The following is a 22299-nucleotide window of genomic DNA, read 5'->3' as shown; positions in this document are numbered from 1 at the left end:
GTTGGTTTCAGGCTGGCACGGCTGCGGCACCTTGATTGGCATACCGGCTCGGCGGTCGCGCGAGCCCGAGATGTTCGCGCAACGTCGTGCCCTCATAATCGTGCCGAAAAATACCGCGCTTCTGCAGTAGCGGGACCACTTCATCGACAAAGGTTGCGAGACCTTCCGGCAGCACGTCTGGCATCAAGTTGAAGCCATCCGCGGCTCCGGCGGCAAACCATGCGGCGATGTCGTCGGCGATCTGCTCGGGCGTGCCGACGATGATGCGGTGACCGACGCCGCCGCCCAGCGCCTTCAGCAATTCGCGAACGGTGAGATTGCCCTTGCGCGCAAGGTTCACCGTCCCATGAAACATGGTCTGGTTTGCATTGACCGGCACAGGCAGGTCCGGCAGCGGCTTGTCGAGCTCGAGCAGGTCCGGCGACACCTGCAGCGTGCCGGCGAGACGTGCCAGGCTGTATTGGATTGGCACGAGATCCCATAATTCATCCTGGCGCCGCTTGGCCTCGGCTTCCGTGCCGCCGATGACGGTGGCGAGGCCGGGCAGGATGACTATGGAATCCGAGGGGCGCCCATAGGCAACGGCACGCGCGCGCAGGTCGCGCGCATAGGCAACGCCGTCTTCAATCGATTGCGATAGTGTGAATACGGCTTCCGCTTGCGCTGCGGCGAGATCGCGGCCATCGCTCGAACCGCCGGCCTGGACCGTCACCGGCCGTCCTTGCGGCGAACGCGGCACATTGAGTGGCCCCTCGACGTCGTAATACGTGCCGCGATGTTTGATCGGGTGCACTTTGGATATGTCGACGAAGCGTGCCGAGGCTTTGTCGCCGATAAAGGCGCCATCCTCCCAGCTGTCCCAGAGCGCATGCACGACTTCGACAAACTCTTTGGCGCGGTGGTAACGCGCCTTGTGTTCCGGCACCTGAGGCAGACCGAAATTGCGGCCCGCCGCGGCATCCGCGGTGGTCACTGCGTTCCAGCCGACGCGCCCGCGGCTGACATGATCGAGTGTCGCGAAGCGGCGGGCGATATTGTAGGGCTCGTTATAGGTCGTAGACGCCGTGGCGATCAGGCCAATATGGGTCGTGGCGGCGGCGACCGAGGCGAGGACGATGGTCGGCTCCATGGAGAGAAAGGGCCGGAGGTCGATCCGATCGGTCACTGCGGGCGTATCGGCAAGAAAAATTGCGTCGAACTTGCCGCGCTCGGCGATCTTCGCGACATTGACGTAATGGCCGACATCGAAGAACGCGCCGGGATCGCTATCCGGCAGGCGCCAGGCCGATGCATAGACGCCGGAATGAAGCAGGTTCACATTCAGATGCAGTTGGCGCTGACTCATGGGTTCTCGTAACGGTGTTGTGGGGGATGGCGCGCTTACTCGGCGGCGAGCGCAGGTGAACGCACCTGTCGAAACCCCGCAGCGGGATGCGGTGTTGCAAGGCGGGCACGTCCCGGGCCAAACAGTTTTTCACGTAGCGTGCCGGCCCGATAATTGGCCTTGTAGATGCCGCGACGGGTCAGTTCGGGGATGAGGAGATCGACGATGTCCTCGAATGTGCCGGGTGCGACGGCGAAAGCCAGGTTGAGTCCATCGACGTCGGTATCGCGTATCCAGGCTTCTATCGCATCGGCGGCCTGCGTTGGCGTGCCGATGATGATCGGTCCGATCCCGCCGATGCCCACATGTTCGGCGACCTCGCGCACGGTCCAGGTCCGGTCCGGATCGGCGCGGGTGATGTTGTCCATCGCCGTGCGTCCGGCCTCGTTCAGCACATGCTCGACCTTCTGGTCGAGGTCGTAGACGGAAAAATCAACGCCGGTCCAGCCGGACATCAGCGTCAGCGCTCCTTCGTGATTGATATAGCGGCGATAGTCGGCGTGTTTCGCCCGGGCTTCGTCTTCCGTGCGACCGAGGATGACCGTCATCATGCTGAAGATCAGGATTTCGGACGGGTCGCGCCCCGTTTCGGCCGTCAGCGCGCGGATCGATGCGACACGCGGCGCGATCACCTTGGCCGAAGGGCCGGAAATGAAGACACATTCGGCATGTTGGGCTGCGAACAGTTTTCCACGCAGTGACGAACCGGCCTGATAGAGAACGGGCGTTCGTTGCGGCGAGGGCTCGGCAAGATGGATCGCATCCACCGTGTAATGCCTGCCGTAATGTTGGATGCGATGCACGCGCGACGGATCGGTGAAGACACCGGCTTTCCGGTCCCGCAATACCGCGTCGTCTTCCCAGCTGCCTTCCCACAGCTTGTAGACAACCTCCATATACTCTTCGGCGACATCGTAGCGATCGTCATGGGCGGTCTGCTTCGCCTTGCCCATGCCGCGGGCGGCGCTGTCGAGATAGCCGGTGACGATGTTCCAGCCGATCCGCCCGTCGGTGAGATGATCGAGCGTCGACATTCGCCGCGCGAATGTATAGGGCGGCTCATAGGACAGGGTGCAGGTGACGCCGAAGCCGAGATTGCTCGTCACGGATGCCATCGCCGACACCAGCATCAGCGGATCGTTGACCGGAACCTGCGCGGCATTGCGCAAGGCCGCATCAACGTTGCCGCCATAGACATCGTAGACGCCAAGCACGTCGGCGAGGAATAGTCCGTCGAATCGTCCCCGCTCCAGTGTCTTTGCCAAGTCGAGCCAATAGCTCAAGCGATGATAGTCGCTGGAGCGATCGTCGGGGTGCGTCCACAGACCCGGAGATTGATGCGCGACACAATTCATCGCGAAAGCATTGAGGCGGATCTGCTTGGTCATGCGTTCTCCGTAGTCGCCGTGTTGCGCTAGGCGCGGGGCGGCTGATGACCGCTGCCGAGGGGTTCTCCGAACGGGCCCGTATTGGCGCGCGACCGCTGTATCCCGGCGTGCGGTGTCAGGTTCAGTAGCGGAAAGACGAGTTCGGCAAAGCGATAGGCCTCCTCGAGATGCGGGTAGCCGGACAGGATGAACGTATCGATGCCGAGGGCCTGATATTCGCGAATGCGCGCGGCGACTGTTTGGGGATCGCCGACGAGTGCCGTACCGGCGCCGCCACGAACGAGTCCGACTCCGGCCCATAGATTGGGGCTGACTTCGAGCCTGTCGCGCCGGCCGCCATGCAATTGCGACATGCGCTGCTGCCCGACGGAGTCCATCCGACCGAGAATGCTCTGGGCTGAGGCGATCGTCTCGTCGGTGAGATGTTCGATCAGCGCGTCTGCGGCTTGCCAGGCCGCGTCGTTGGTCTGGCGTACGATGATATGAAGCCTGATGCCGAAACTGACAGTGCGTCCCCGCTGCTCCGCCAGCTTGCGGACGCGGCCAATCTTCTCGGCAACCTGATCGGGGGGCTCTCCCCAAGTGAGATATTTGTCGACCGTATCGACGGCGACGTCGATGCCCGCCTCGGAAGAACCGCCAAAATAGAAAGCCGGGCGCGGATCCTGTGCCGGAGGGTAGAGGATGCGGCCATCCTCGATGGTGATATGCTTGCCTTCCACATTAACGGCTTCGCCCTTGAGCAGGTCGCCATAAACGTTGAGAAATTCGCGCGTCACCTCGTAGCGTTCGTCGTGATCGAGGAACACGCCGTCGCCGCGATTTTCGATCGCATCTCCACCTGTGACGATATTGATCAGCAGTCGGCCGCCAGTGAGACGATCCAGCGTCGCCGTCATCCGCGCGGCGACCGTGGGTGACTGCAAGCCTGGCCTGACTGCCACGAGGTATCGGAGCTGCCTGGTCCACGGCGCGACAGCCGAGGCGATCACCCATGAGTCCTCGCAATTGCGTCCCGTCGGCAACAAGACGCCGTAATAGCCGAGGCGATCGGTGGCCTGCGCGATCTCGCGTAGATAATCGAAATCAACATCGCGTCCACCAAGCGTCGTGCCAAGATGATGGCCGTCGCCGCTCGTCGGCAGAAACCAGAGAATCTTCAGATCGTCGTTAGCCGAGGTCATGGTGCAAGCGGTCCCGCAGCGTCGACGATGGAAATGGCCTTCGGAATCAGGCCCAGCGCGTGGAATGTGTCAGCCACCTGTTGCTGCTCCACGATGACCTGTCTCGTAATGGGCTTGATGCCGTAGGATTGGCGTTTCAATGCCACCTCCAGGACCGGCACGGGCAAACCGACCGACGGGCTCAACTGTTCGGCTACGGCCTTGATGTCGGTCCTGGCCCAGTCATCCACTTCGCGTAGGCTGTCGAGGATCGCATCGATCAGCTTCGGCTCGCTTTCCAGGAACTTTTGGGATGCAAGGTAGAATTGATAGTTCGATACCGTATCCGTGCCGTCGGCCAGCACGCGGGCGCCGGTCGCCGCTTCAGCGGATGCCTGGAACGGATCCCAGATCACCCATGCATCGACAGCGCCACGCTCGAAGGCCGCGCGTGCATCAGCAGGAGCGAGAAATACCGGGGTGATGTCAGCATATTTGACATTCGCCTTCTCGAGCGCCTTGACCAGGAGGTAATGAACGTTCGACCCCTTGTTGAGCGCGACTTTCTTGCCTTTCAGGTCCGCGACGGATTTCAGCGGGCTGTCCTTTGGAACCAGGATCGCTTCACCTTTCGGGGCTGGAGGCTCGAAGGCGATGTAACGGATCGGAGCACCGGCTGCCTGCGCAAAGATCGGTGGAGCCTCCCCGGTATTTCCGAAATCGAGCGCGCCGACATTGATCGCCTCGAGGAGGGCCGGTCCGGCGTTGAATTCACTCCATTTGACGGTGTAGCCGAGCGCATTGAGCTTCGGCTCAAGGCTGCCTTTGCTCTTCAGCAGAACCAGTTTCCCATATTTTTGGAAACCAATGCGAACGACTTTATCCTGCGCGTGAGCTGCGCTCTGCAACATGGATGATACGATGCCTATCACAAGAGCCAGACCTGCACTGGCAAGCATCCGTGTCAAATATCGTCTGTCCAGCATCGAGTATCCTCCTGTCGGCGCCAGCCGTGCAACGGCACGCATTACAGCCTCGGCGGATACTTCTGGGAATTCCAAAAGTGGTATCGATCGGGATGTGATCAGACTGTCGGATCAGGCATTTTGGAGAAGGTTGTACCCTCCGGCCTGGTATGTGGTTGAAATGTGGGCGGAGACGAGGTTCCCTATTTCGAATGGCCAAACCACGTTCACAGATTGCCGGCGATCGCGAGGTAGGTCGACGCCGCTTCACTCACGGAGCGCGTCCGACTGTCGTCGGAAATTCCCAGCGAACGGACGATGTGTCGAACGGCCTTCGGTATGCGATCTCGATGTGAAGCGCGTGATGCTGGCAGTATTAGACACGCCCGGCCGCGAATGAATCGAGAGCCAGGCGAACGCGGAGCCGCGCTTTGTGATCCCGACCGTTGATCTGCCAGCGCGGCGTTTCCGATCGATGAGGCTAAGCCGCGCGAGGAGCGTGTGCTGCGTATCTATGACCGTGATGTCGACTACAATGACCAATTGTTCTGGGCTGGCCTCGCCACGCTGCCATTGTTGCCGGCTACGGCCGTGCCGGTCAGCTTTGTGAATGGTCTGCCGGTCGGTGTACAGATCATCGGACCGTATCTGCATGATCGCTTGACGCTGGCTGTTGCAAGGGAAATCGAGCAACTTCATCCATTCATCGCTCCGAAGCTGGAGTTCTAGGCAAGACGAGGGCCACGCGTGCCCGGGAGACGAAGTTTCCCGAGAGGCGCGTGAGGAAAGAATAAAATGACAAATGACCGTCGATTATTGGACGATCTAGCGGTGTAGAAAGTTCCCGCCGGCTGCTAGTTTCGTCCGAATTTATCACTCAGAGAGACCGCACATGTCCGTCGACCTTCGCCGTCGTGATTTTCTCAAGAGTTCAGCCGTTTTCGCTGGTATGGCAGCGGCAGGTTTTTCATGCGTCGAAGTTGCCAGCGCTGGGCCTATCGAGGTACCGACAGTCGACAAGCTCGCCATTCGCGTGCTGGTCGATCAGCAGCACGACCAGTTCCTCCGCGGCAGTACTGTGAATGGCGTCGTGCACGAGGGGCCGGGCCCCGCGCGCAGCGCCGATGCGCGCAATGTGCTGCATAACGAATGGGGGTTGTCGCTGCTGCTGGAATCGCAGCGCGCGGCGGACCAGCAGACCATTCTGCTCGATTTCGGCTACACCTCGCCAGCGATTATCAATAATATGGATCTGTTGAAGGTTGATCCGGCGAAGATCAAGGCGCTGATCGTCAGCCACGGCCATATCGATCATTATGGCGGCTTGATCGGTTTCCTCGACCGTTACCGAGCCGTGCTGCCGCCGGACCTCAAGCTTTATGCCGGCGGTGAGGACAACTTCTGTCACCGCACCAGCCGGACATCAACCGGAGCCTATGGTGAAGGCGGCACGCTGGAGCGCAAGCAGATCACCGCGCACAACGTCACGACAGTGCTTTGCGAGACACCGACCGTCATCCAGGGGCATGCATTCACCACGGGCAAGATCAAGCGCAACAGTGTCGAAAAGATCCTGCCGAATACGTTCGTGGATTATACCCAGAAGGACGGCGAGAGCTGTGCCTACGGTCACTACACCGCGGCTGAATTGCAAGGAAAAATGGTGCCCGACGAGCACGTGCATGAGCATGCCACATGCTTCAATGTCCGAGGTAAGGGACTTGTCGTCATCAGCTCCTGCGGGCATGTCGGCATCGTCAATTCGGTACGCCAGGCGCAGGAGGTTTCCGGTGTGCAGAAGGTGCACGCGATCGTTGGCGGCTTCCATCTCGGCCCCGCGCCGGCGGATTATCTCAAGCAGATCGTGAGCGAGGTGAAGGGCCTCGATCCCGATGTGGTCATTCCCATGCATTGCAGCGGCCTGAACTTCCTACTCGAAGCGCGCGCGCAAATGCCCGATCGGGTCATCAATACCTCGACGGGGAGCAAGCTGATCTTTGGCGCATGATCAAGGGCACTGGCCAAGGCGTGGGGTTTGGGCGGCTCCGGAGGCTGGTAGTGGCCATGCTGGCAGCTTTGGTGCTAACGGCAGATAGCGGCCACACAACAGCCCAGACCGAGTCAACGCGGCCAGCGGCAGAGCTGATGGACGCCGTGATGTGGAATCGTGAGCCGATTGGCGGCCCGTTCGCGCTGACCGACCAGGCGGGCCAAGCGCGCACCGATCGTGACTTTCGCGGAAAGTATCTGCTGGTCTATTTCGGCTTCACATATTGTCCGGATGTCTGCCCGACCGACCTGCAAGCTATTGGCCTGGCGATGGATCAGCTCGGCACCCTGGCCGCAGCCGTGCAGCCGCTTTTCGTGACGCTGGATCCCGCACGCGATACGGTGGAGCAACTCGCGCAATATGTCCCGCTATTCCATCCGAAGCTCATCGGCCTCACAGGGAGCGAAACTGCGATCGCTGCTGCCGCGAATGCATATCGGGTCTACTACAAGCGTGTCCCGTTCGAGAAGAATGCAGCCGATTACACGGTCGACCATTCCGCCTTCGTCTATCTCGTTGATCCCGACGGGAAATATCTCGGCTTCTTTCCGCCGGGAACGCCGGCCGAGCGCATGGTCGAGATGATCAAGCCGTATCTCAAATAAATGCTTGTGCCACTGCGGCTACCATATTCGTCAGGGCAGCGTAGCGGATGGCCCAGAAACAGGATCTGACACAGCGTGCCAACATGATCGAAGGTCTTATCCTCTGATAGCAAGAACGCCTGCGTATTATGCTCGTGGAAACAGCTTGTCCCGGATGTAGCGCGAGGTCGGGGTCAGACGCATGCCGCTACGCGGCTTACGCCAGACGGCGCGATCGATCTCTTTCTTGTCGCCGATCTCAAGCTGACCTGTCGCTTTCTTGGCGATGAAAATCGAGTCGCTCATCTTGCGACCGGAATGCCGATTGGTTGATTTCACTTCCTTCCAGAGTGTCAGACGGCCGAGTTTCAGTTTCGGCAATTCTTCCTTGATCTCGCGGCGGAGGCAAACTTTGTCGTTTTCGCGCGGCAGCCTGCGGCCACCGGGGAACATCCACAGGCCGTCCTTCACGCGCCGTACGAGCAGAACTTTTCCATGCTTGGTTGCGACAAGTTTCGATGACTTCGCCATTTGCTCAGTGCATTCTTCTTGAAATAGAAGGGTTTCGCTAAAGGCGCCTGATGAAAGGAGTATGAAATATAACCGGGTGACGACCTTCGTGCACTTCGAAGCGGCTGGTTGTCGAAAAAGAAAAGGTCACCGGAAAGGTGACCTGGGTGCGTCGTATGAAGTTTGTTCGAGAACTTCATTTTACCGTTTCCGCCTAAGTTAATGAGCCAATTCCTCCGGCAGCTTGAGCTCTTTCACACGATCCTGTTTGGCACTCTTTCTAAGTTCGCGCTCTGTGCTTTCGAACTTGTTGAGTTCTTCCTGGACCATCTGCATGAACCGCTCGCGCGAGGTGGAAACAACTTTTGTCTGTAAGCTCATGACTCACTCTACGGGTTGGTCTTGCGCAAAGCCGTTCTAGCAGACGCGACGTCTAACCCGCAACGGTATGACCGATTTTTGAATAGATTATGTTACCCGTGGCAGGCTCATTATACACGTGACAGCTGGACATTTGACCTGGGAGACATAGATCAACGCCATGATTGGCAAGGGGATTCTCGAAGACTTCGTCACTCGCCATCAACGCTTGTTCGTGCTGACAGGCGCTGGTTGCAGCACCAGTTCCGGGATTCCGGACTATCGTGACATCGACGGAAGGTGGAAGCGCCTACCTCCTGTTTCTTATGACAATTTTATGACAAACGAGATTACGCGCAAGCGCTACTGGGCGCGCAGCATGGTTGGCTGGCAGAGTTTCGGTCAAGCACAGCCAAACAATGCGCATCATGCGCTGGCGCGGCTGGAGCAGGCTGGCCGCAGCGAGATCTTGCTGACGCAGAACGTCGATCGCCTGCATCAGGGGGCGGGCAGCGAGCGCGTCATCGATTTGCACGGACGGCTCGATCAGGTTCGCTGCATGGGCTGCGACTTGAAGATGCCGCGCGGCGATTTTCAGCACGAACTCAACCGTCGTAACGGTGCCTGGCTCGCACTCGATGCGCCGGATGCGCCCGACGGTGATGCCGATCTGGAACATGAAGACTTTGCAGCTTTCGATGTACCGGCCTGTGTCGCTTGCGGCGGAGTATTGAAGCCGGACGTCGTGTTCTTCGGTGAGGCCGTCCCGCGCGAGGTGGTTGATGAAGCACGGAATAGGCTGGAGGTAGCGGACGCAATGCTGGTGGTCGGCTCGTCCCTGATGGTCTATTCGGGCTTCCGTTTCGTGCAAATGGCGGTGAAAAGACGCATTCCGATCGCCGCCATAAATCTCGGCCGTACCCGGGCCGACGATCTCCTGACGCTCAAAGTCGAGGAGCGCTGCGAAGACGCTCTGTCATTTCTGCTTTGATGGCCCCGCGTCGCCGGTGATGCGGGGCCAGGCTCGCCAAATTTGGCAGGCACGCATGCCATCGCTGCGTCTTGACTTCGTCCCTCGCTTGGCCAATCTCGATTCAAGAAAAATACTGTAAAATCTGGAGGAAGATCAATGGCCGACGCTTATATCATCGACGCAGTCCGCACCCCGCGCGGAATTGGCAAAGTCGGCAAAGGCGCGCTCGCGGAGCATCATCCGCAGCACCTCGCCGCTACCGTGCTCAAGGCGATCGCCGAACGCAACAAGCTCAATACCGCCGATGTCGACGACATCATCTGGTCGACCTCGACCCAGCGCGGCAAGCAGGGCGGCGATCTCGGCCGCATGGCGGCGCTGGACGCCGGCTATGACATCAAGGCCTCTGGCACGACCCTTGATCGCTTCTGTGGCGGCGGCATCACCGCGGTGAATTTCGCGGCAGCGCAGATCATGTCGGGCATGGAAGATGTGGTGATTGCCGGTGGCACCGAAATGATGTCGCTTACCGGTGCTATGGCGGCGGAGGATATGGCTGCCGGCAAGCGACCGCTCGGTATGGGCTCAGGCAATGAACGCCTCGCCAAAGTGCATCCTCAGTCGCATCAAGGCATCTGCGGGGACGCCATCGCATCGATGGAAGGCTTTACTCGTGAAGAACTCGACGCGCTCGGCCTCGAAAGTCAGCGTCGCGCCGCCATCGCCATCAAGGAAGGCCGCTTCGACAAGAGCCTCGTTCCGGTGAAGGATGACAACGGAAATGTCGTACTGGCGAAAGACGAGTATCCGCGTCCGGACACCACGGCGGAAGGTCTCGCCGGCCTGAAGCCGGCTTTTGTCGCCATGGCCGATTATCCGCTCGACGATAAAGGCACCACCTATCGCAAGCAGATCAACCAGAAATATCCGGATCTGGAGATCAAGCATTTCCACCATGCCGGCAATTCGTCGGGCGTGGTCGACGGCGCCGCGGCACTGCTGCTGACGTCGAAGGCATATGCCGAAAAGCACGGCCTTAAGCCGCGTGCGAAAATCGTGGCGATGGCGAATATTGGCGACGATCCGACCCTGATGCTGAACGCTCCGGTGCCGGCAGCCAAGAAGGTGCTGGAAAAAGCTGGCCTCACCAAGGACGATATCGACCTGTGGGAGATCAACGAGGCATTCGCGGTGGTGGCTGCAAAATTCATCCGCGACCTCAAGCTTGACACCAGTAAGGTCAATGTCAATGGCGGCTCCATAGCCCTTGGCCATCCCATCGGCGCCACCGGCGCAATCCTGGTTGGCACCATTCTCGATGAGCTGGAACGCCGCAACCTGAAGCGCGGTCTCGTCACAATGTGTGCCGCCGGTGGTATGGCTCCCGCGATCATCATCGAGCGCGTTTAAGAGATCGTCTGCATCTTTCGTCTGGCAAAGGGCATGGGTGTTCGCATCCGTGCCCTTTTGCGTCTGGTGGCACGGGCCTGACAGCCGTATTCTGGCGCCTCGATCGAAGAAGGTGGATATGACGACCATGCTATTCCGACATGATGGCCTTTATGCCTCCCGGCGCTCGCCCGTGATGGCGCGCAACGTCATCGCGGCCTCGCAGCCGCTCGCGACGCAGGCCGGTTTGCGGATGCTGGAACGCGGCGGCAATGCGCTCGATGCCGCGCTGGCAGCGGCGATCACCCTCACGGTGGTGGAGCCAACGGGTAATGGCATAGGTTCGGATGCCTATTGCATTCTGTGGGATGGCAAGGAGCTGCATGGTCTTAACGCCTCCGGCCGCTCGCCGGCAGCATGGACGCCGGAGCGTTTTGCCGGCCGCAAGACGTTCCCGCATCGGGGATGGGAGAGCGTCACCGTTCCGGGCGCGGTATCGGCTTGGGTCGATTTGTCGAAGCGGTTCGGCAAGTTGCCGTTCGAACAACTGTTAGAGCCAGCGATTTCCTATGCTGAAGACGGATTTCTGGTCTCGCCGGTGATCGCCGAACTATGGCGTCGTGGGGCGGAGGAATTGAAAGCCCAGCCGGGCTTTGCCGAGTGCTTCATGCCGAACGGTCGCGCACCGGTCGCAGGCGAGCTGGTTCACATGCCAGGGCATGCCTATTCGTTGAAGCTGATCGCAAAAACGAAAGGCGAAGCGTTCTATCGCGGCGAGCTCGCCAAACGAATCGCAGATTTCGCGCGCGAGCACGGTGCGGTGCTCGACGAAGCGGATCTGGCCGCGCATCGCAATGATTGGTCCGGCACGATTCACCAGGACTTCGGCGACGCCGCGCTTCACGAGATCCCGCCGAACGGGCAGGGCATCGCGGCGCTAATGGCGCTTGGCATCATCAAGGCGGCCGGAACCGATGGTCTCAAAGTTGATAGTGCCGACGCGCTGCATCTGCAGATCGAGGCAACAAAACTCGCTTTCGCTGATGTCTATGCTTACGCTGCCGATCGCGACCATATGCGCGATGTCACCGTCGCGCATCTGCAGAACCCGTCTTATCTCGCGTCGCGCGCGAAGCTAATCGACCGCAGCCGCGCCCAGGATTTTGGTGCCGGTGCGCCGAAGACCGGTGGCACGGTGTGCCTGTCCACCGGTGACGCCTCCGGCATGATGGTGTCCTACATCCAGTCGAACTATTCCGGCTTCGGCTCCGGCGTGGTCGTGCCGGGCACCGGCATCAGTCTACAGAATCGCGGCTTTGGTTTCGTGCTCGACGAAGGTCATCCCAATCAGGTCGGCCCGCGCAAGCGGCCATTCCAGACCATCATTCCCGGCTTCGTCATGCAGGGCAATCAGCCATTAATGGCATTCGGCCTGATGGGCGGGCCGATGCAGGCGCAGGGTCATCTGCAGATGATGTTGCGCGTGCAGTTGTGGGGACAGGATCCGCAAACAGCGGCGGATGCGCCGCGTTGGCGCTACGTCGATGGCTTCAAGGTGGCGATCGAGAATGGCGTATCGGATGAGGTCGCGGCCGATCTCACGAGCCGCGGTCACGTCATTGTCCGCGAACCGCCGGATTCGGCTTTCGGTTTTGGCGGCGCACAGCTCGTGCGCCGGATCGAGGGCGGCTATGTCGCTGGCTCAGATCCGCGCAAGGATGGATTGGCTGCTGGGTTTTAAAGCGTTGCCGCACGACGAATGAGGCGAAGCCGCAATCCGCCGTAAAGTTTCATCCATGCGCTGGCCGGAGGATGATGCTTCGCTAATCGCCCTACGGCTCAACCCAACCCCGCTGCGACTGCGACCTTGTACGTGATCAGGCTCGCCAGATAGGCCAGCGTGAACATGTAGAAGAAGGTGATCAGCATCCATTTCGTACCGCCGGTTTCGCGGCGGATCACTGCAAGGGTCGAAGCACATTGTGGGGCGAAGATGAACCAGGCAAGGAACGACAGCGCAGTGGCGAGGCTCCATTTGCTGGCGAGCGCCTGGCCGATCGCTTCCGCGGCTTCCTTGCCGCCTTCGATGGCGTAGACGGTACCCAATGCACCCACGGCCACCTCCCGCGCGGCCATGCCGGGGATCAGCGCCACCACAATCTGCCAGTTGAAGCCGATCGCAGAAAATAACGGCTCGAGCGCTTTCCCGATCGCGGCCGCCAGGCTGTAGTCGATCGCCGGGCCTTCAGCGCCAGCCGGCGGCTGCGGGAACGAGGCGAGGAACCAGATCAGGATCATCATCGCGAGGATGGTGGTGCCCGCACGCTGCAGGAACATCTTTGCCCGCGTATAGACGCCGATGCCGATGCTCTTCGGGCGTGGCAGCTTGTAATCCGGCAGCTCCAGCATGAAAGGTGCCGGCTGGTAATCGCGCAGCATCAGGAATTTGATAACGAAGGACACCAGCAGTGCGCTGGCGATGCCGATGACATAGAGCCCGAACATCACGAGGCCTTGCAGATTGATCCAACCGAAGACATCCGTTGCTGGAACGAAGGCTGCGATGATCAGCGTGTAGACGGGGATACGTGCCGAGCAGGTCATCAGCGGTGCGATCAGGATGGTCGTGAGGCGATCGCGGCGGTTATCAATCACACGCGTCGCCATGATCCCGGGAATGGCACATGCGAAACTGGACAAGAGTGGAATGAAAGCGCGGCCATGAAGTCCGGCACCGCCCATGATGCGGTCCATCAGGAAGGCCGCGCGAGCCATGTAGCCGAAGTCTTCCAGCAGCAGGATGAACAGGAAGATGATGATAATCTGCGGCAGAAAGACGAGCACGCTGCCGACGCCCGCGATCAGGCCGTTTTGCAGGAAACTCTGAAAGATGCCCTCCGGTACGATCTGAGCCACGAGTGTGCCGAGTGTGCCAAAGGAATCCGACAGCAATTCCATCAGTGGCTGCGCCCAAGAGAACACCGCCTGGAACATCACGAACAGGATGGCCGCCAGCACGACCAACCCCCAGATCGGATGCAACACCACAGCATCGACGCGGGTGGTCAGCGTATCCGGCTTTGCCGGCATGGTCACTGTCTCGCGAATGATGCGGTCGGCCTCGCGCTGATAGGCTTTGAGATCCGAAAGGCTGGTCTGCGTCCATTCGGTGGGCGCAGTCGAAGTCGGCATATTGGCGGCAAGTTCGTCGGTGCGTTGGCGAAGCGCATCGGCGCCGCCCTTCTTCACTGCGACCGAGGTGATGATGGGAATATCCAGCGCGGCAGACATGGCGTCGACGTCGATGGTGATGCCACGGCGCTTCGCGATATCAAACATGTTGAGCACCATCAGCAGTGGCCGACCGGTGCGCTTCAGTTCGAGGATAAGGCGCAGGGTCAATCGCAGATTGGTGGCATCGGCAATGCACAGCACGAGATCCGGCGGCGCCTCACCAGCGCGTTTACCGAGCACGACGTCGCGGGTGATAATCTCGTCGGGACTCCGGCCACGCAGCGAATAGGTACCGGGCAAGTCGAGCAGGGTTATCTGGCGGCCGGCGGGTGTGACGAAGGCGCCACTCTTCCGTTCGATGGTGACGCCGGCGTAATTCGCAACCTTCTGGCGGCTACCGGTGAGCGCGTTGAACAACGACGTCTTGCCGCTGTTGGGAACACCGACCAGCGCGAGGTTGAAACGCTCGCTGGTCACGTCTGAAATTGTCATTTTACGAGAACTGCCATTGCTTCGCGCCGGCGCACGGCGATCGTGATGTTGTCGACGCGCACTGCGATCGGATCGCGTTGAATCGCCCCCTGATGCAGAATTTCGACGCGCGCTCCTTCGGTGAAGCCCATCTCGAGCAGATATTGCTCAAGTTCATGCGAGGTCGATTCTGTGTGCTCTGGATGTAGAGCGACGATGGTCCCGACGAAGCCGCGCGGAGCTTCGCCGAGGCGCATATGGTATTCTGCCGTTGCAGATGAAGGGGTCTCTGAAAGCGTCATGCCGCACCTTGTCGAGCAGCTATCAAGTCAGGTCAAGACATACCGGCGTTTACGATTAGAACCGTTATAAATGAGCTCGTCCGGCGATCGACCGGCTCACAATGACGTCATGAGACGATGGGGCGCCGGTCGCTTGTGTCTTTTTATTTCTATTGGAATAGCTCCAGATCGCCACGCGCGATCAACGCGTCGTTAGAGCGTGGCAGCGACGCCGTTCAGGTCGCACGGTGACAGTATCGAAAGAGCGATTGCAGGATGCACGACCATGATGACACAGCGTCCCTGTATGGGGGGCGGCGTCCGTTCGCGTTTTGTGGCAGCGTGGCGTTTACGTTGGTCTGTGGGCAAGAGCGCGAGATCAGGATGCCGGCGCCGATCGAGATTTCTTTAGATCGCGACACGAAGTGCAGCCGCGCTTCCCTCATCCTATCGGAGGGAGCAGAAAGCCTGGCGGTAGAACAAAGTGGTGAGAGCCAATCGAAAAACAGGAAAGCCGGCCATAGCCGGCTCTCTTCAACGACGGTCCGGATAGGTCGGCGGCCGGCGCCGTCGTGGCGGCGGTGGCGGGCGCACTTGCGCGCGGCGGCCGTATTCCGCCGCAAGATTTAATAGCCGCTCCCGGACGGTTGGGTCATCGGCTTCACGTGCGAGCTTCTCGCACCGCTCGGCCTGTTCGCGGAAATAGGTGGCCTCGTCAGGCAACTTTATGGGTTTCCCTCGATGCTGAGTGATACATGAAGAGTTGCGAGAGCTGGTTCTTCAGCTCCAGCACGCGATTTGAACTCAGACCCTGCCGAATGCAAAGCAGATTCTTGATGGCCGAGAGCTCCGGTAGATAATATTCCTTGGCCCAGACGAGGCCGCTCGGGATCATACGGCTCGGCATCGCAATGAGACCGATGCCAGCTTCGACGGCCGATTTCTTGGCATCGTAGTCCTGGCTGCTGAAAGCGATCCGGTAGGACAAGCCATGGCGCGTCAGCGTGCTGATCATCCAGTCGTCATTGGTCGATGTGACGATGGGGATCGGTGCACCGGGGCTGAGAACAAAATTTTTCGAGCGGACCCAAACCAAGTGATCTTCGTATTCATCGACGATCAATGTTGCGAGGTCGGGTTCGATATCGCCGCGCTGATAGAAGCATGCGATATCGATGTGGCCTTCGACCAGCGCGCTGGAGATTTCGTGCGAAGCGGCTGCCAGAATTTGGATGTCGCCAAGCCTGTCGATATGATGCTCAACGAACTGACGGCTGAGCAGCGAACTCAATCCAAGCCGCAAGCGACCGGCATTGCTGTCGGCACCGCCAAGTGCGAGCACCTGATCATTGGCTTCAATGATCTTGCGCGCCTGTGCGAGTACCAGCTTGCCGAGATCCGTAGGGCAGCTGCCGTTTGGTGTTTTACTGAATAACGAGCCACCGACAAGTTGTTCGAGACGTTTGATCTGCGAGCTTACCGCGGGCTGGCTCAGGCCCATTTGATCGGCTGCCTTGGTCAGGCTGCCCGCTTCAGAGATAGCAACAACCGTACGCACGATTTCGATAGGAATGTTGTGATGTCTGCGGTGCATCGAATCCTCGCCCTTCGTTGCCTCTCGTCAGACTGAGTGTGCCAGTGATTCCCTGCTAATCAAATATCCGTAATTAGTATACGTTATATGTTTGATTTTTATGATATTTACTCGATCTATGGAGTCATCAAAATCGGTGACGAAGTTCGGACATGTCTACCACAGCTGAATGGCGATAACCCCAGCTGTTGCGGGCCCGTTGAGTGTGAGACTAGGCGTGGTTTCATCCACGAGGATGGCGTCACGCTCGCCGAGCAGGGGCGCTGCCGTTGGGCCGACGATTTCGAGCTCGCCTGTTTCGACCATCAGGATCGTTTGCGTGGAAACGGTAAAATGCCGATGCTGTGCGAGTTTTATGCGTTTCACATCGTGAGAGGCGCTGTTGCGCCGGCTCATGACATTGAGATCGAGGATCTCTCCATCAACCAATGTGGCTGACGTCGGCTGATCGCCAGGGAAAGAGTGGATCGTCTCACGATCGATCCGTACCGGCGGGCACCCGGTGACACGGAGGTCGATGCCATTGCCCTCAAGGACCAGCAAGGTGCGATCGATATCGGCGAACAATGAGAACGGGCCGTCGCTGGCGATCTGCGCCATACTGACGCGCCACACGAAGTCATCGAGTTTTGCATTGGCCGGATGGATCGCGATCTCCGTCGTCGAGCCCATGCCGTTTTTCCATGGCATGGTCTTGTAGTCCGAGGCGCGGAGAATCTGCATTCGTCTCGCTCAGCCCTTGGCGTTCAACGATGGCAGGTTAAGGCCGTGTTCTTCGGCACAGGCGAGAGCGATGTCATAGCCGGCATCGGCATGACGCATCACGCCGGTGGCAGGATCGTTCCATAACACGCGTTCCAGGCGCCTGGCGGCCTCCTGCGTGCCGTCGCAGACGATGACCATGCCGGAATGCTGTGAGAAACCCATGCCGACGCCGCCGCCGTGGTGCAGTGACACCCAGGTTGCGCCGGAAGCGCAGTTCAGCAGCGCATTGAGCAGTGGCCAGTCGGAGACCGCATCGGAGCCGTCCTTCATCGCTTCGGTCTCGCGGTTCGGACTTGCAACCGAGCCGGAATCGAGATGATCGCGGCCGATCACGATCGGCGCTTTGAGCTCGCCCGATGCGACCATCTCGTTGAAGGCGAGGCCGAGGCGATGGCGATCGCCGAGGCCGACCCAGCAGATGCGCGCCGGCAGACCCTGGAACTGGATGCGCTCGCGCGCCATGTCGAGCCAGTTCACCAGCGCCTTGTTGTGCCCGAGGATCTCCTTCACCTTGCCGTCGGTCTTGTAGATGTCTTCGGGGTCGCCGGAGAGCGCGGCCCAACGAAACGGGCCGATGCCGCGGCAGAACAGAGGGCGGATATAGGCCGGCACGAAGCCGGGGAAGTCGAACGCGTCGGCGACACCCTCTTCCTTCGCCATCTGGCGGATATTGTTGCCGTAATCGACCGTCGGGACCCCCATCTTGTGGAAGTCGAGCATCGCGCGGACATGCTCGCTCATGGATTTGCGCGAGGCCCTTTCGACCGCCGCCGGATCGTCATTGCGCTTGGTCTCCCATTCCGCCAGCGTCCATCCTTTCGGCAGATAGCCGTTCACCGGATCGTGCGCTGAAGTCTGGTCGGTGACGATATCCGGCTTGATGCCGCGGCGAACCAGCTCGGGGAAGATGTCGGCGGCATTGCCAAGCACGCCCACGGAAATCGGTTTCTTGTCCTGCTTGGCCTGCTCGATGATCGCCAGCGCGTCGTCGAGGTCCTTTGCTTGTACGTCGAGATAGTGGCTCTTCAGCCGCATCTCGATACGGCTCGGCTGGCACTCGACGGCGAGACACGAAGCGCCTGCCATAGTCGCCGCCAGCGGCTGTGCACCGCCCATGCCACCAAGGCCGGCGGTGAGGATCCAGCGGCCGGAGAGATCGCCGTTGTAGTGCTGACGGCCGGCTTCCACGAAGGTCTCGTAGGTGCCCTGCACAATGCCTTGCGAGCCGATATAGATCCACGAGCCCGCGGTCATCTGGCCGTACATCATCAGGCCCTTGCGATCGAGCTCGTTGAAGTGATCCCAGTTGGCCCAGCGCGGCACGAGATTGGAGTTGGCGATCAGCACGCGCGGCGCGTCGGCATGGGTGCGAAATACGCCGACCGGCTTGCCGGACTGCACCAGCAGCGTCTCGTCATTGTCGAGATTGCGCAGCGACGTCACGATCTGGTCGAAGGCTTCCCAGCTGCGTGCGGCGCGGCCGATGCCGCCATAGACCACGAGCTCGTTGGGATTTTCAGCCACTTCCGGATCCAGGTTGTTCATCAGCATGCGCAGTGGCGCCTCGGTCAGCCAGTCCTTGGCCGAGAGCTCGGTGCCGCGCGGGCTGCGCACGAGGCGCGAATTCTTGCTGCGATCCATAGTGAAGGTCCTTAATGCGAAAATGTCGTCCGGCCATGCCGGATGCGCGCGTGAATCGGATTGAAGCCGACTCGGTAGACGAGTTCGGCCGGTGTCTCGATGTCCCAGATGGCGAGATCGCAGAATTTGCCGGCTTCGAGCGTGCCGATCTCGCCCAGCTTGCCGAGCGCCCGCGCGCCTTCGCGCGTCACGCCGAGAAGGCATTCATCGACAGTCATGCGGAACAGTGTCGCGCCCATATTCATGGTGAGCAGCAGCGAGGTCAGCGGCGACGTGCCGGGATTGCTGTCGGTGGCGAGCGCTAGATGGGTGCCGTGCTTTCGGAACAGTGCGATCGGCGGTGCTTGCGTCTCGCGCAGCGTATAATAGGCGCCGGGCAGCACAACAGCGACGGTGCCGGCTTTGGTCAGCGCGATGACACCGTCCTCGTCGGTGTGTTCGAGATGATCCGCAGACAGCGCGCCGTAATCGGCGGCGAGTTTTGCGCCGTGAAGATTGGAAAGCTGGTCGGCATGCAGCTTCACCGGCAGGCCATAGGCCTGCGCCGCATCGAAAAGCCGTGCCGTCTGGTCCGGCGAAAAAGCGATCCCTTCGCAGAATGCATCCACCGCATCGGCGAGATTCAATTCGACAACAGCCGGTAGGGTGTCGCGGATAACGGCGTCGATATAGGCGTCCTTGTCGCCCTTGGCTTCCGGCGGCATCGCATGCGCGCCGAGAAAAGTTATGACGACCGTGACATCGCGCTCGCGCCCAAGCTGGCGCGTGGCCGTCAGGCAGCGAATCTCGGTCTCCTTATCGAGCCCGTAACCGGACTTGATCTCGACGGTGGTGACGCCTTCGGCGATCAGGTGATCGAGCCGCTTCAACCCGCTGGCGACGAGCTGCGCTTCGCTCGCCGCGCGCGTAGACCTCATGCTGGAGGCGATGCCGCCGCCAGAGCGCGAAATCTCCTCATAGGTCGCGCCTTCCAGCTGCATCGCGAATTCATTGGCGCGATGGCCGCCATAGACCAGATGCGTGTGGCAGTCGACCAGGCCCGGCGTGATCCAGCGCCCGCCACAATCGATGCGCTTGGCCGTGTCGGCAGCAGCCGGCAGATCGAAGGTCGCGCCGACAAAAGCGATGCGGCCGTCTTTCGCTGCGATGCAACCATTCTCCACGATGCCAAGGCCAGGCTGACCTTCGGTCATGGTGGCGAGGCGGGCATTGGTCCAGAGAATATCGAAAGTCATGACGCGCTGCCGCTCATTTGGGACGTTCTATGTCTATACATAATCAGCGCCCTCGCTTACTGTCGAGCGTCTTTTGAGGGCAACGAGCCAAAGCCATGCACGCGACAAGTGCCGCAAAAAAGCTGTTCTTCTCCCATGCGCTGCTTCCCGGCGGTTGGGCGCGCGACGTCGTTCTGACGATCGAGAATGGCGTGATCGGAGCCGTTGCTGACAATTCGAGCAGCGCTGGCGCGGAAATCGTCAGCGGCGTGGCGCTTCCCGGAATGCCCAATCTGCATAGCCATGCGTTCCAGCGTGGCATGGCCGGGCTCACCGAGCTGCGCGGCGAGATGCAGGACAGTTTCTGGACGTGGCGGCAATTGATGTATCGCTTCATCGATACGCTGACGCCGGATGATGTCGAGGCGATTGCTGCCTATGCCTATGCCGAGATGCTGGAAGGCGGTTTTACCTCGGTGGCCGAATTCCACTACCTCCATCACGATGAGAGCGGCGCGCCCTATGGTGATCTCGCTGAGCTGGCGACGCGGATCGCGAGTGCCTGTGTCGAGACCGGAATCGGCCTGACGCTGCTGCCCGTGTTCTATAATTTCAGTGGTTTCGGCGGTGCGGCGCCTGTCCATGGTCAGCGGCGCTTCATCAATGATCCCGCGCGTTTTCTTGCTTTGTTGCAGCGCTCGCGGGAGGTCGTCAAGCCGGTTCAGGACGCGGCGATCGGCATCGCGCCACATTCGCTCCGCGCAGTCACGCCAGAGACCCTCATGGAGGTGTTGAAGGCCGTTCCGACCGGTCCGATCCATGTGCATATTGCCGAACAGGTGAAGGAGGTTGAGGACTGTATCGCCTGGTCCAGCCAGCGCCCTGTCGAATGGTTGCTGGATCATGTCGCGGTCGATCGGCGTTGGGTTCTGATTCACGCCACACACTTGACGCCGGAGGAAACGGCCGGTGTTGCCAGAGCCGGCGCGGTTGTCGGTCTCTGTCCGCTGACGGAAGCCAATCTCGGAGACGGCATTTTTGAAGGCCCGCGCTTCGTCGAGGCAGGCGGTGTGTTCGGTGTCGGCTCCGACTCCAATATCGAAGTTACTGCGCCGGGCGAGCTGAAACAGCTCGAGTATAGCCAGCGTCTACGCCACCGGGTGCGTAACGCCATGACGCGTCACAGCGCAGAATCCACCGGTCGCGCGCTTTACGAACATGCACTTGCCGGGGGCGCCCAGGCGTCCGGCCGCAGCATCGGCGCGCTCGCGGTCGGCAAGCGTGCCGATGTCGTGGTGCTTGATGACACCCACTCCGATCTCTGCGGGGTCAGCGGCGATCGCTGGCTCGATGCGATGACGTTCGTTGCCGGCAAATCGGCCATTTCGAATGTATATGTCGGCGGCAAGCAAGTCGTTGCTGATGGGCGCCATCTCAAACGCGCTGAGATCACCGGGCGTTATCGCCGCGTCGTGCAGCGGTTGGCGAGCCTGTAATGGTGGCACGCGCGACGAAATCCATGAACGGCAAGGCCGCGCCGCAGGCGCTTTATCAACGCATTCGCGCCGATCTCGAGGAGAAGATCCTGTCCGGCCGCTGGCCGCCGGGGCATCGTATCCCGTTCGAGCACGAGCTGGTCGAAACCTATCAATGTTCGCGGATGACGGTGAACAAGGTGCTGTCCGGCCTTGCCGCAGCTGGTGTGATTGAGCGCAAACGTCGCGTTGGCAGTTTCGTAGCCAAGCCGGTCGTGCAATCGGCGGTGCTGCATATCCCCGATATTCAGGCCGAGATTGCCAAGCGTGGCGAAGCCTACGGCTACGAACTGCTCACACGCAAGCGCCGTAAGGCGACTAAGGAGGATCTCGATCGCCTCGGTATGGAGCGCAGCTGCGACGTATTGGTGCTGAGTTGCCGTCATATCGCCAAAGGGCGGCCCTTCGCTTACGAGGAACGTTTGATCAATCTCGAGATGGTTCCGCCGGCGGTGGAGATCGATTTTGCCAGTGTGCCCCCGGGCACCTGGTTGCTGGGCCACGTGCCATGGAGCGAGGCGGAGCACCAGATCACCGCCACCCTCGCCGATGAGGATGCGCGCCAGGCACTCGCTTTGAAGAAGCCGGCGGCATGTCTCGTGGTCGAGCGTCGTACCTGGCGCAAGAGCAAGGTTATCACATCGGTGCGCGTCACTTATCCGAACGATCTGTATCGTCTCACCGCGCGCTTCACCCCCGCTGGACGCACGTGATGACGATAGGAAATATCTGTCGCAGCGTCGGCGCAGAAATTGCTCCTGGCAATCCAGCATGTTGCCGTGCAGTATTATTTTAAAC

General features: G+C 60.3%; 20 protein-coding genes. 8 read left to right on the top strand and 12 right to left on the bottom strand.

What is annotated here, in order from left to right; translation table 11 throughout:
* Nucleotides 1-7 precede the first annotated feature (7 nt).
* From E0H22_RS24010 to E0H22_RS23995, 4 genes are read right to left on the bottom strand one after another with little or no spacing between them, the layout of a single operon-like run.
* A complete protein-coding gene (locus tag E0H22_RS24010; protein WP_233023439.1) occupies nt 8-1345 on the bottom strand; it encodes an LLM class flavin-dependent oxidoreductase in 1338 nt (445 codons plus the stop codon).
* Nucleotides 1346-1380: 35 nt separating this feature from the next.
* A complete protein-coding gene (locus tag E0H22_RS24005; RefSeq protein WP_233023438.1) occupies nt 1381-2772 on the bottom strand; it encodes an LLM class flavin-dependent oxidoreductase in 1392 nt (463 codons plus the stop codon).
* A gap of 26 nt (nt 2773-2798) precedes the next feature.
* Nucleotides 2799-3956: an FMNH2-dependent alkanesulfonate monooxygenase gene (gene ssuD / locus E0H22_RS24000; RefSeq protein ID WP_233023437.1), complete on the bottom strand. Its 1158-nt coding sequence runs from the start codon at nt 3954-3956 to the stop codon at nt 2799-2801.
* Nucleotides 3953-4921, bottom strand: coding sequence for a sulfonate ABC transporter substrate-binding protein (locus E0H22_RS23995; protein WP_430715183.1), 969 nt, complete (start codon nt 4919-4921; stop codon nt 3953-3955). Before E0H22_RS23995 ends, ssuD begins: the two co-directional genes overlap by 4 nt.
* Before the next feature lie 480 nt (nt 4922-5401).
* Here E0H22_RS23995 and E0H22_RS23990 point away from each other — a divergent pair, with 480 nt between their 5' ends.
* The 3 genes from E0H22_RS23990 (at nt 5402) to E0H22_RS23980 (ending at nt 7555) form a co-directional block, all read left to right on the top strand.
* Nucleotides 5402-5629 carry an amidase family protein gene (locus E0H22_RS23990; protein WP_233023436.1) on the top strand — a complete coding sequence of 76 codons (228 nt, stop codon included), beginning with the start codon at nt 5402-5404 and terminating at the stop codon, nt 5627-5629.
* A 163-nt stretch (nt 5630-5792) separates the two neighbouring features.
* On the top strand, nt 5793-6908 hold the full coding sequence (locus E0H22_RS23985; protein WP_233023435.1) for an MBL fold metallo-hydrolase: 1116 nt from the start codon (nt 5793-5795) through the stop codon (nt 6906-6908).
* 56 nt (nt 6909-6964) lie between these two features.
* Nucleotides 6965-7555, top strand: a complete 591-nt coding sequence (locus E0H22_RS23980; protein ID WP_233023434.1) for an SCO family protein — start codon at nt 6965-6967, stop codon at nt 7553-7555.
* A 126-nt stretch (nt 7556-7681) separates the two neighbouring features.
* Here E0H22_RS23980 and E0H22_RS23975 read toward each other — a convergent pair whose 3' ends face one another.
* A complete protein-coding gene (locus E0H22_RS23975; RefSeq protein WP_233023433.1) occupies nt 7682-8065 on the bottom strand; it encodes an NUDIX hydrolase in 384 nt (127 codons plus the stop codon).
* Nucleotides 8066-8263: 198 nt separating this feature from the next.
* On the bottom strand, nt 8264-8425 hold the full coding sequence (locus E0H22_RS23970) for a hypothetical protein (RefSeq protein ID WP_233023432.1): 162 nt from the start codon (nt 8423-8425) through the stop codon (nt 8264-8266).
* A 160-nt stretch (nt 8426-8585) separates the two neighbouring features.
* On the opposite strand from E0H22_RS23970, the gene E0H22_RS23965 reads away from it, so the two are divergent.
* From E0H22_RS23965 to E0H22_RS23955, 3 genes are all read left to right on the top strand, one after another.
* On the top strand, nt 8586-9395 hold the full coding sequence (locus E0H22_RS23965; RefSeq protein WP_233023431.1) for an NAD-dependent protein deacetylase: 810 nt from the start codon (nt 8586-8588) through the stop codon (nt 9393-9395).
* A gap of 138 nt (nt 9396-9533) precedes the next feature.
* A complete protein-coding gene (locus E0H22_RS23960) occupies nt 9534-10787 on the top strand; it encodes an acetyl-CoA C-acetyltransferase (RefSeq protein ID WP_233023430.1) in 1254 nt (417 codons plus the stop codon).
* Nucleotides 10788-10914: 127 nt separating this feature from the next.
* Complete coding sequence (locus tag E0H22_RS23955) at nt 10915-12507, top strand: gamma-glutamyltransferase family protein (RefSeq protein ID WP_233026527.1); 1593 nt, start codon at nt 10915-10917, stop codon at nt 12505-12507.
* 98 nt (nt 12508-12605) lie between these two features.
* Here the strand turns inward: E0H22_RS23955 and feoB are convergent, their stop codons facing one another.
* From feoB to hutI, 6 genes are all read right to left on the bottom strand, one after another.
* On the bottom strand, nt 12606-14492 hold the full coding sequence (gene feoB / locus E0H22_RS23950; protein ID WP_233023429.1) for a ferrous iron transport protein B: 1887 nt from the start codon (nt 14490-14492) through the stop codon (nt 12606-12608).
* Nucleotides 14489-14773: a FeoA family protein gene (locus E0H22_RS23945; RefSeq protein WP_233023428.1), complete on the bottom strand. Its 285-nt coding sequence runs from the start codon at nt 14771-14773 to the stop codon at nt 14489-14491. The genes feoB and E0H22_RS23945 overlap by 4 nt, the downstream gene beginning before the upstream one ends.
* A gap of 694 nt (nt 14774-15467) precedes the next feature.
* Nucleotides 15468-16346 (bottom strand): LysR family transcriptional regulator, encoded by an 879-nt coding sequence (locus E0H22_RS23940; protein WP_233023427.1) that lies wholly within the window; start codon nt 16344-16346, stop codon nt 15468-15470.
* A 156-nt stretch (nt 16347-16502) separates the two neighbouring features.
* Nucleotides 16503-17069 (bottom strand): HutD/Ves family protein, encoded by a 567-nt coding sequence (locus tag E0H22_RS23935; RefSeq protein ID WP_233023426.1) that lies wholly within the window; start codon nt 17067-17069, stop codon nt 16503-16505.
* A 9-nt stretch (nt 17070-17078) separates the two neighbouring features.
* Nucleotides 17079-18752, bottom strand: a complete 1674-nt coding sequence (hutU, locus tag E0H22_RS23930; protein ID WP_233023425.1) for a urocanate hydratase — start codon at nt 18750-18752, stop codon at nt 17079-17081.
* Nucleotides 18753-18763: 11 nt separating this feature from the next.
* Entirely contained in the window at nt 18764-19987 is a 1224-nt protein-coding gene (hutI, locus tag E0H22_RS23925; protein ID WP_233023424.1) for an imidazolonepropionase, read from the bottom strand.
* Between the two features lie 95 nt (nt 19988-20082).
* Here hutI and E0H22_RS23920 point away from each other — a divergent pair, with 95 nt between their 5' ends.
* Nucleotides 20083-21462 (top strand): formimidoylglutamate deiminase, encoded by a 1380-nt coding sequence (locus tag E0H22_RS23920; protein ID WP_233023423.1) that lies wholly within the window; start codon nt 20083-20085, stop codon nt 21460-21462.
* Nucleotides 21462-22214 (top strand): histidine utilization transcriptional repressor HutC, encoded by a 753-nt coding sequence (gene hutC / locus E0H22_RS23915; protein WP_233023422.1) that lies wholly within the window; start codon nt 21462-21464, stop codon nt 22212-22214. The genes E0H22_RS23920 and hutC overlap by 1 nt, the downstream gene beginning before the upstream one ends.
* The last annotated feature ends 85 nt before the right edge of the window (nt 22215-22299 follow it).

Origin of the sequence: Rhodopseudomonas boonkerdii, from assembly GCF_021184025.1 — a bacterium.
Lineage (GTDB): Bacteria > Pseudomonadota > Alphaproteobacteria > Rhizobiales > Xanthobacteraceae > Tardiphaga > Tardiphaga boonkerdii.
The sequence above is the reverse complement of the archived record's forward strand: the minus strand, read 5'-3'. Positions and strand labels throughout refer to the sequence as shown.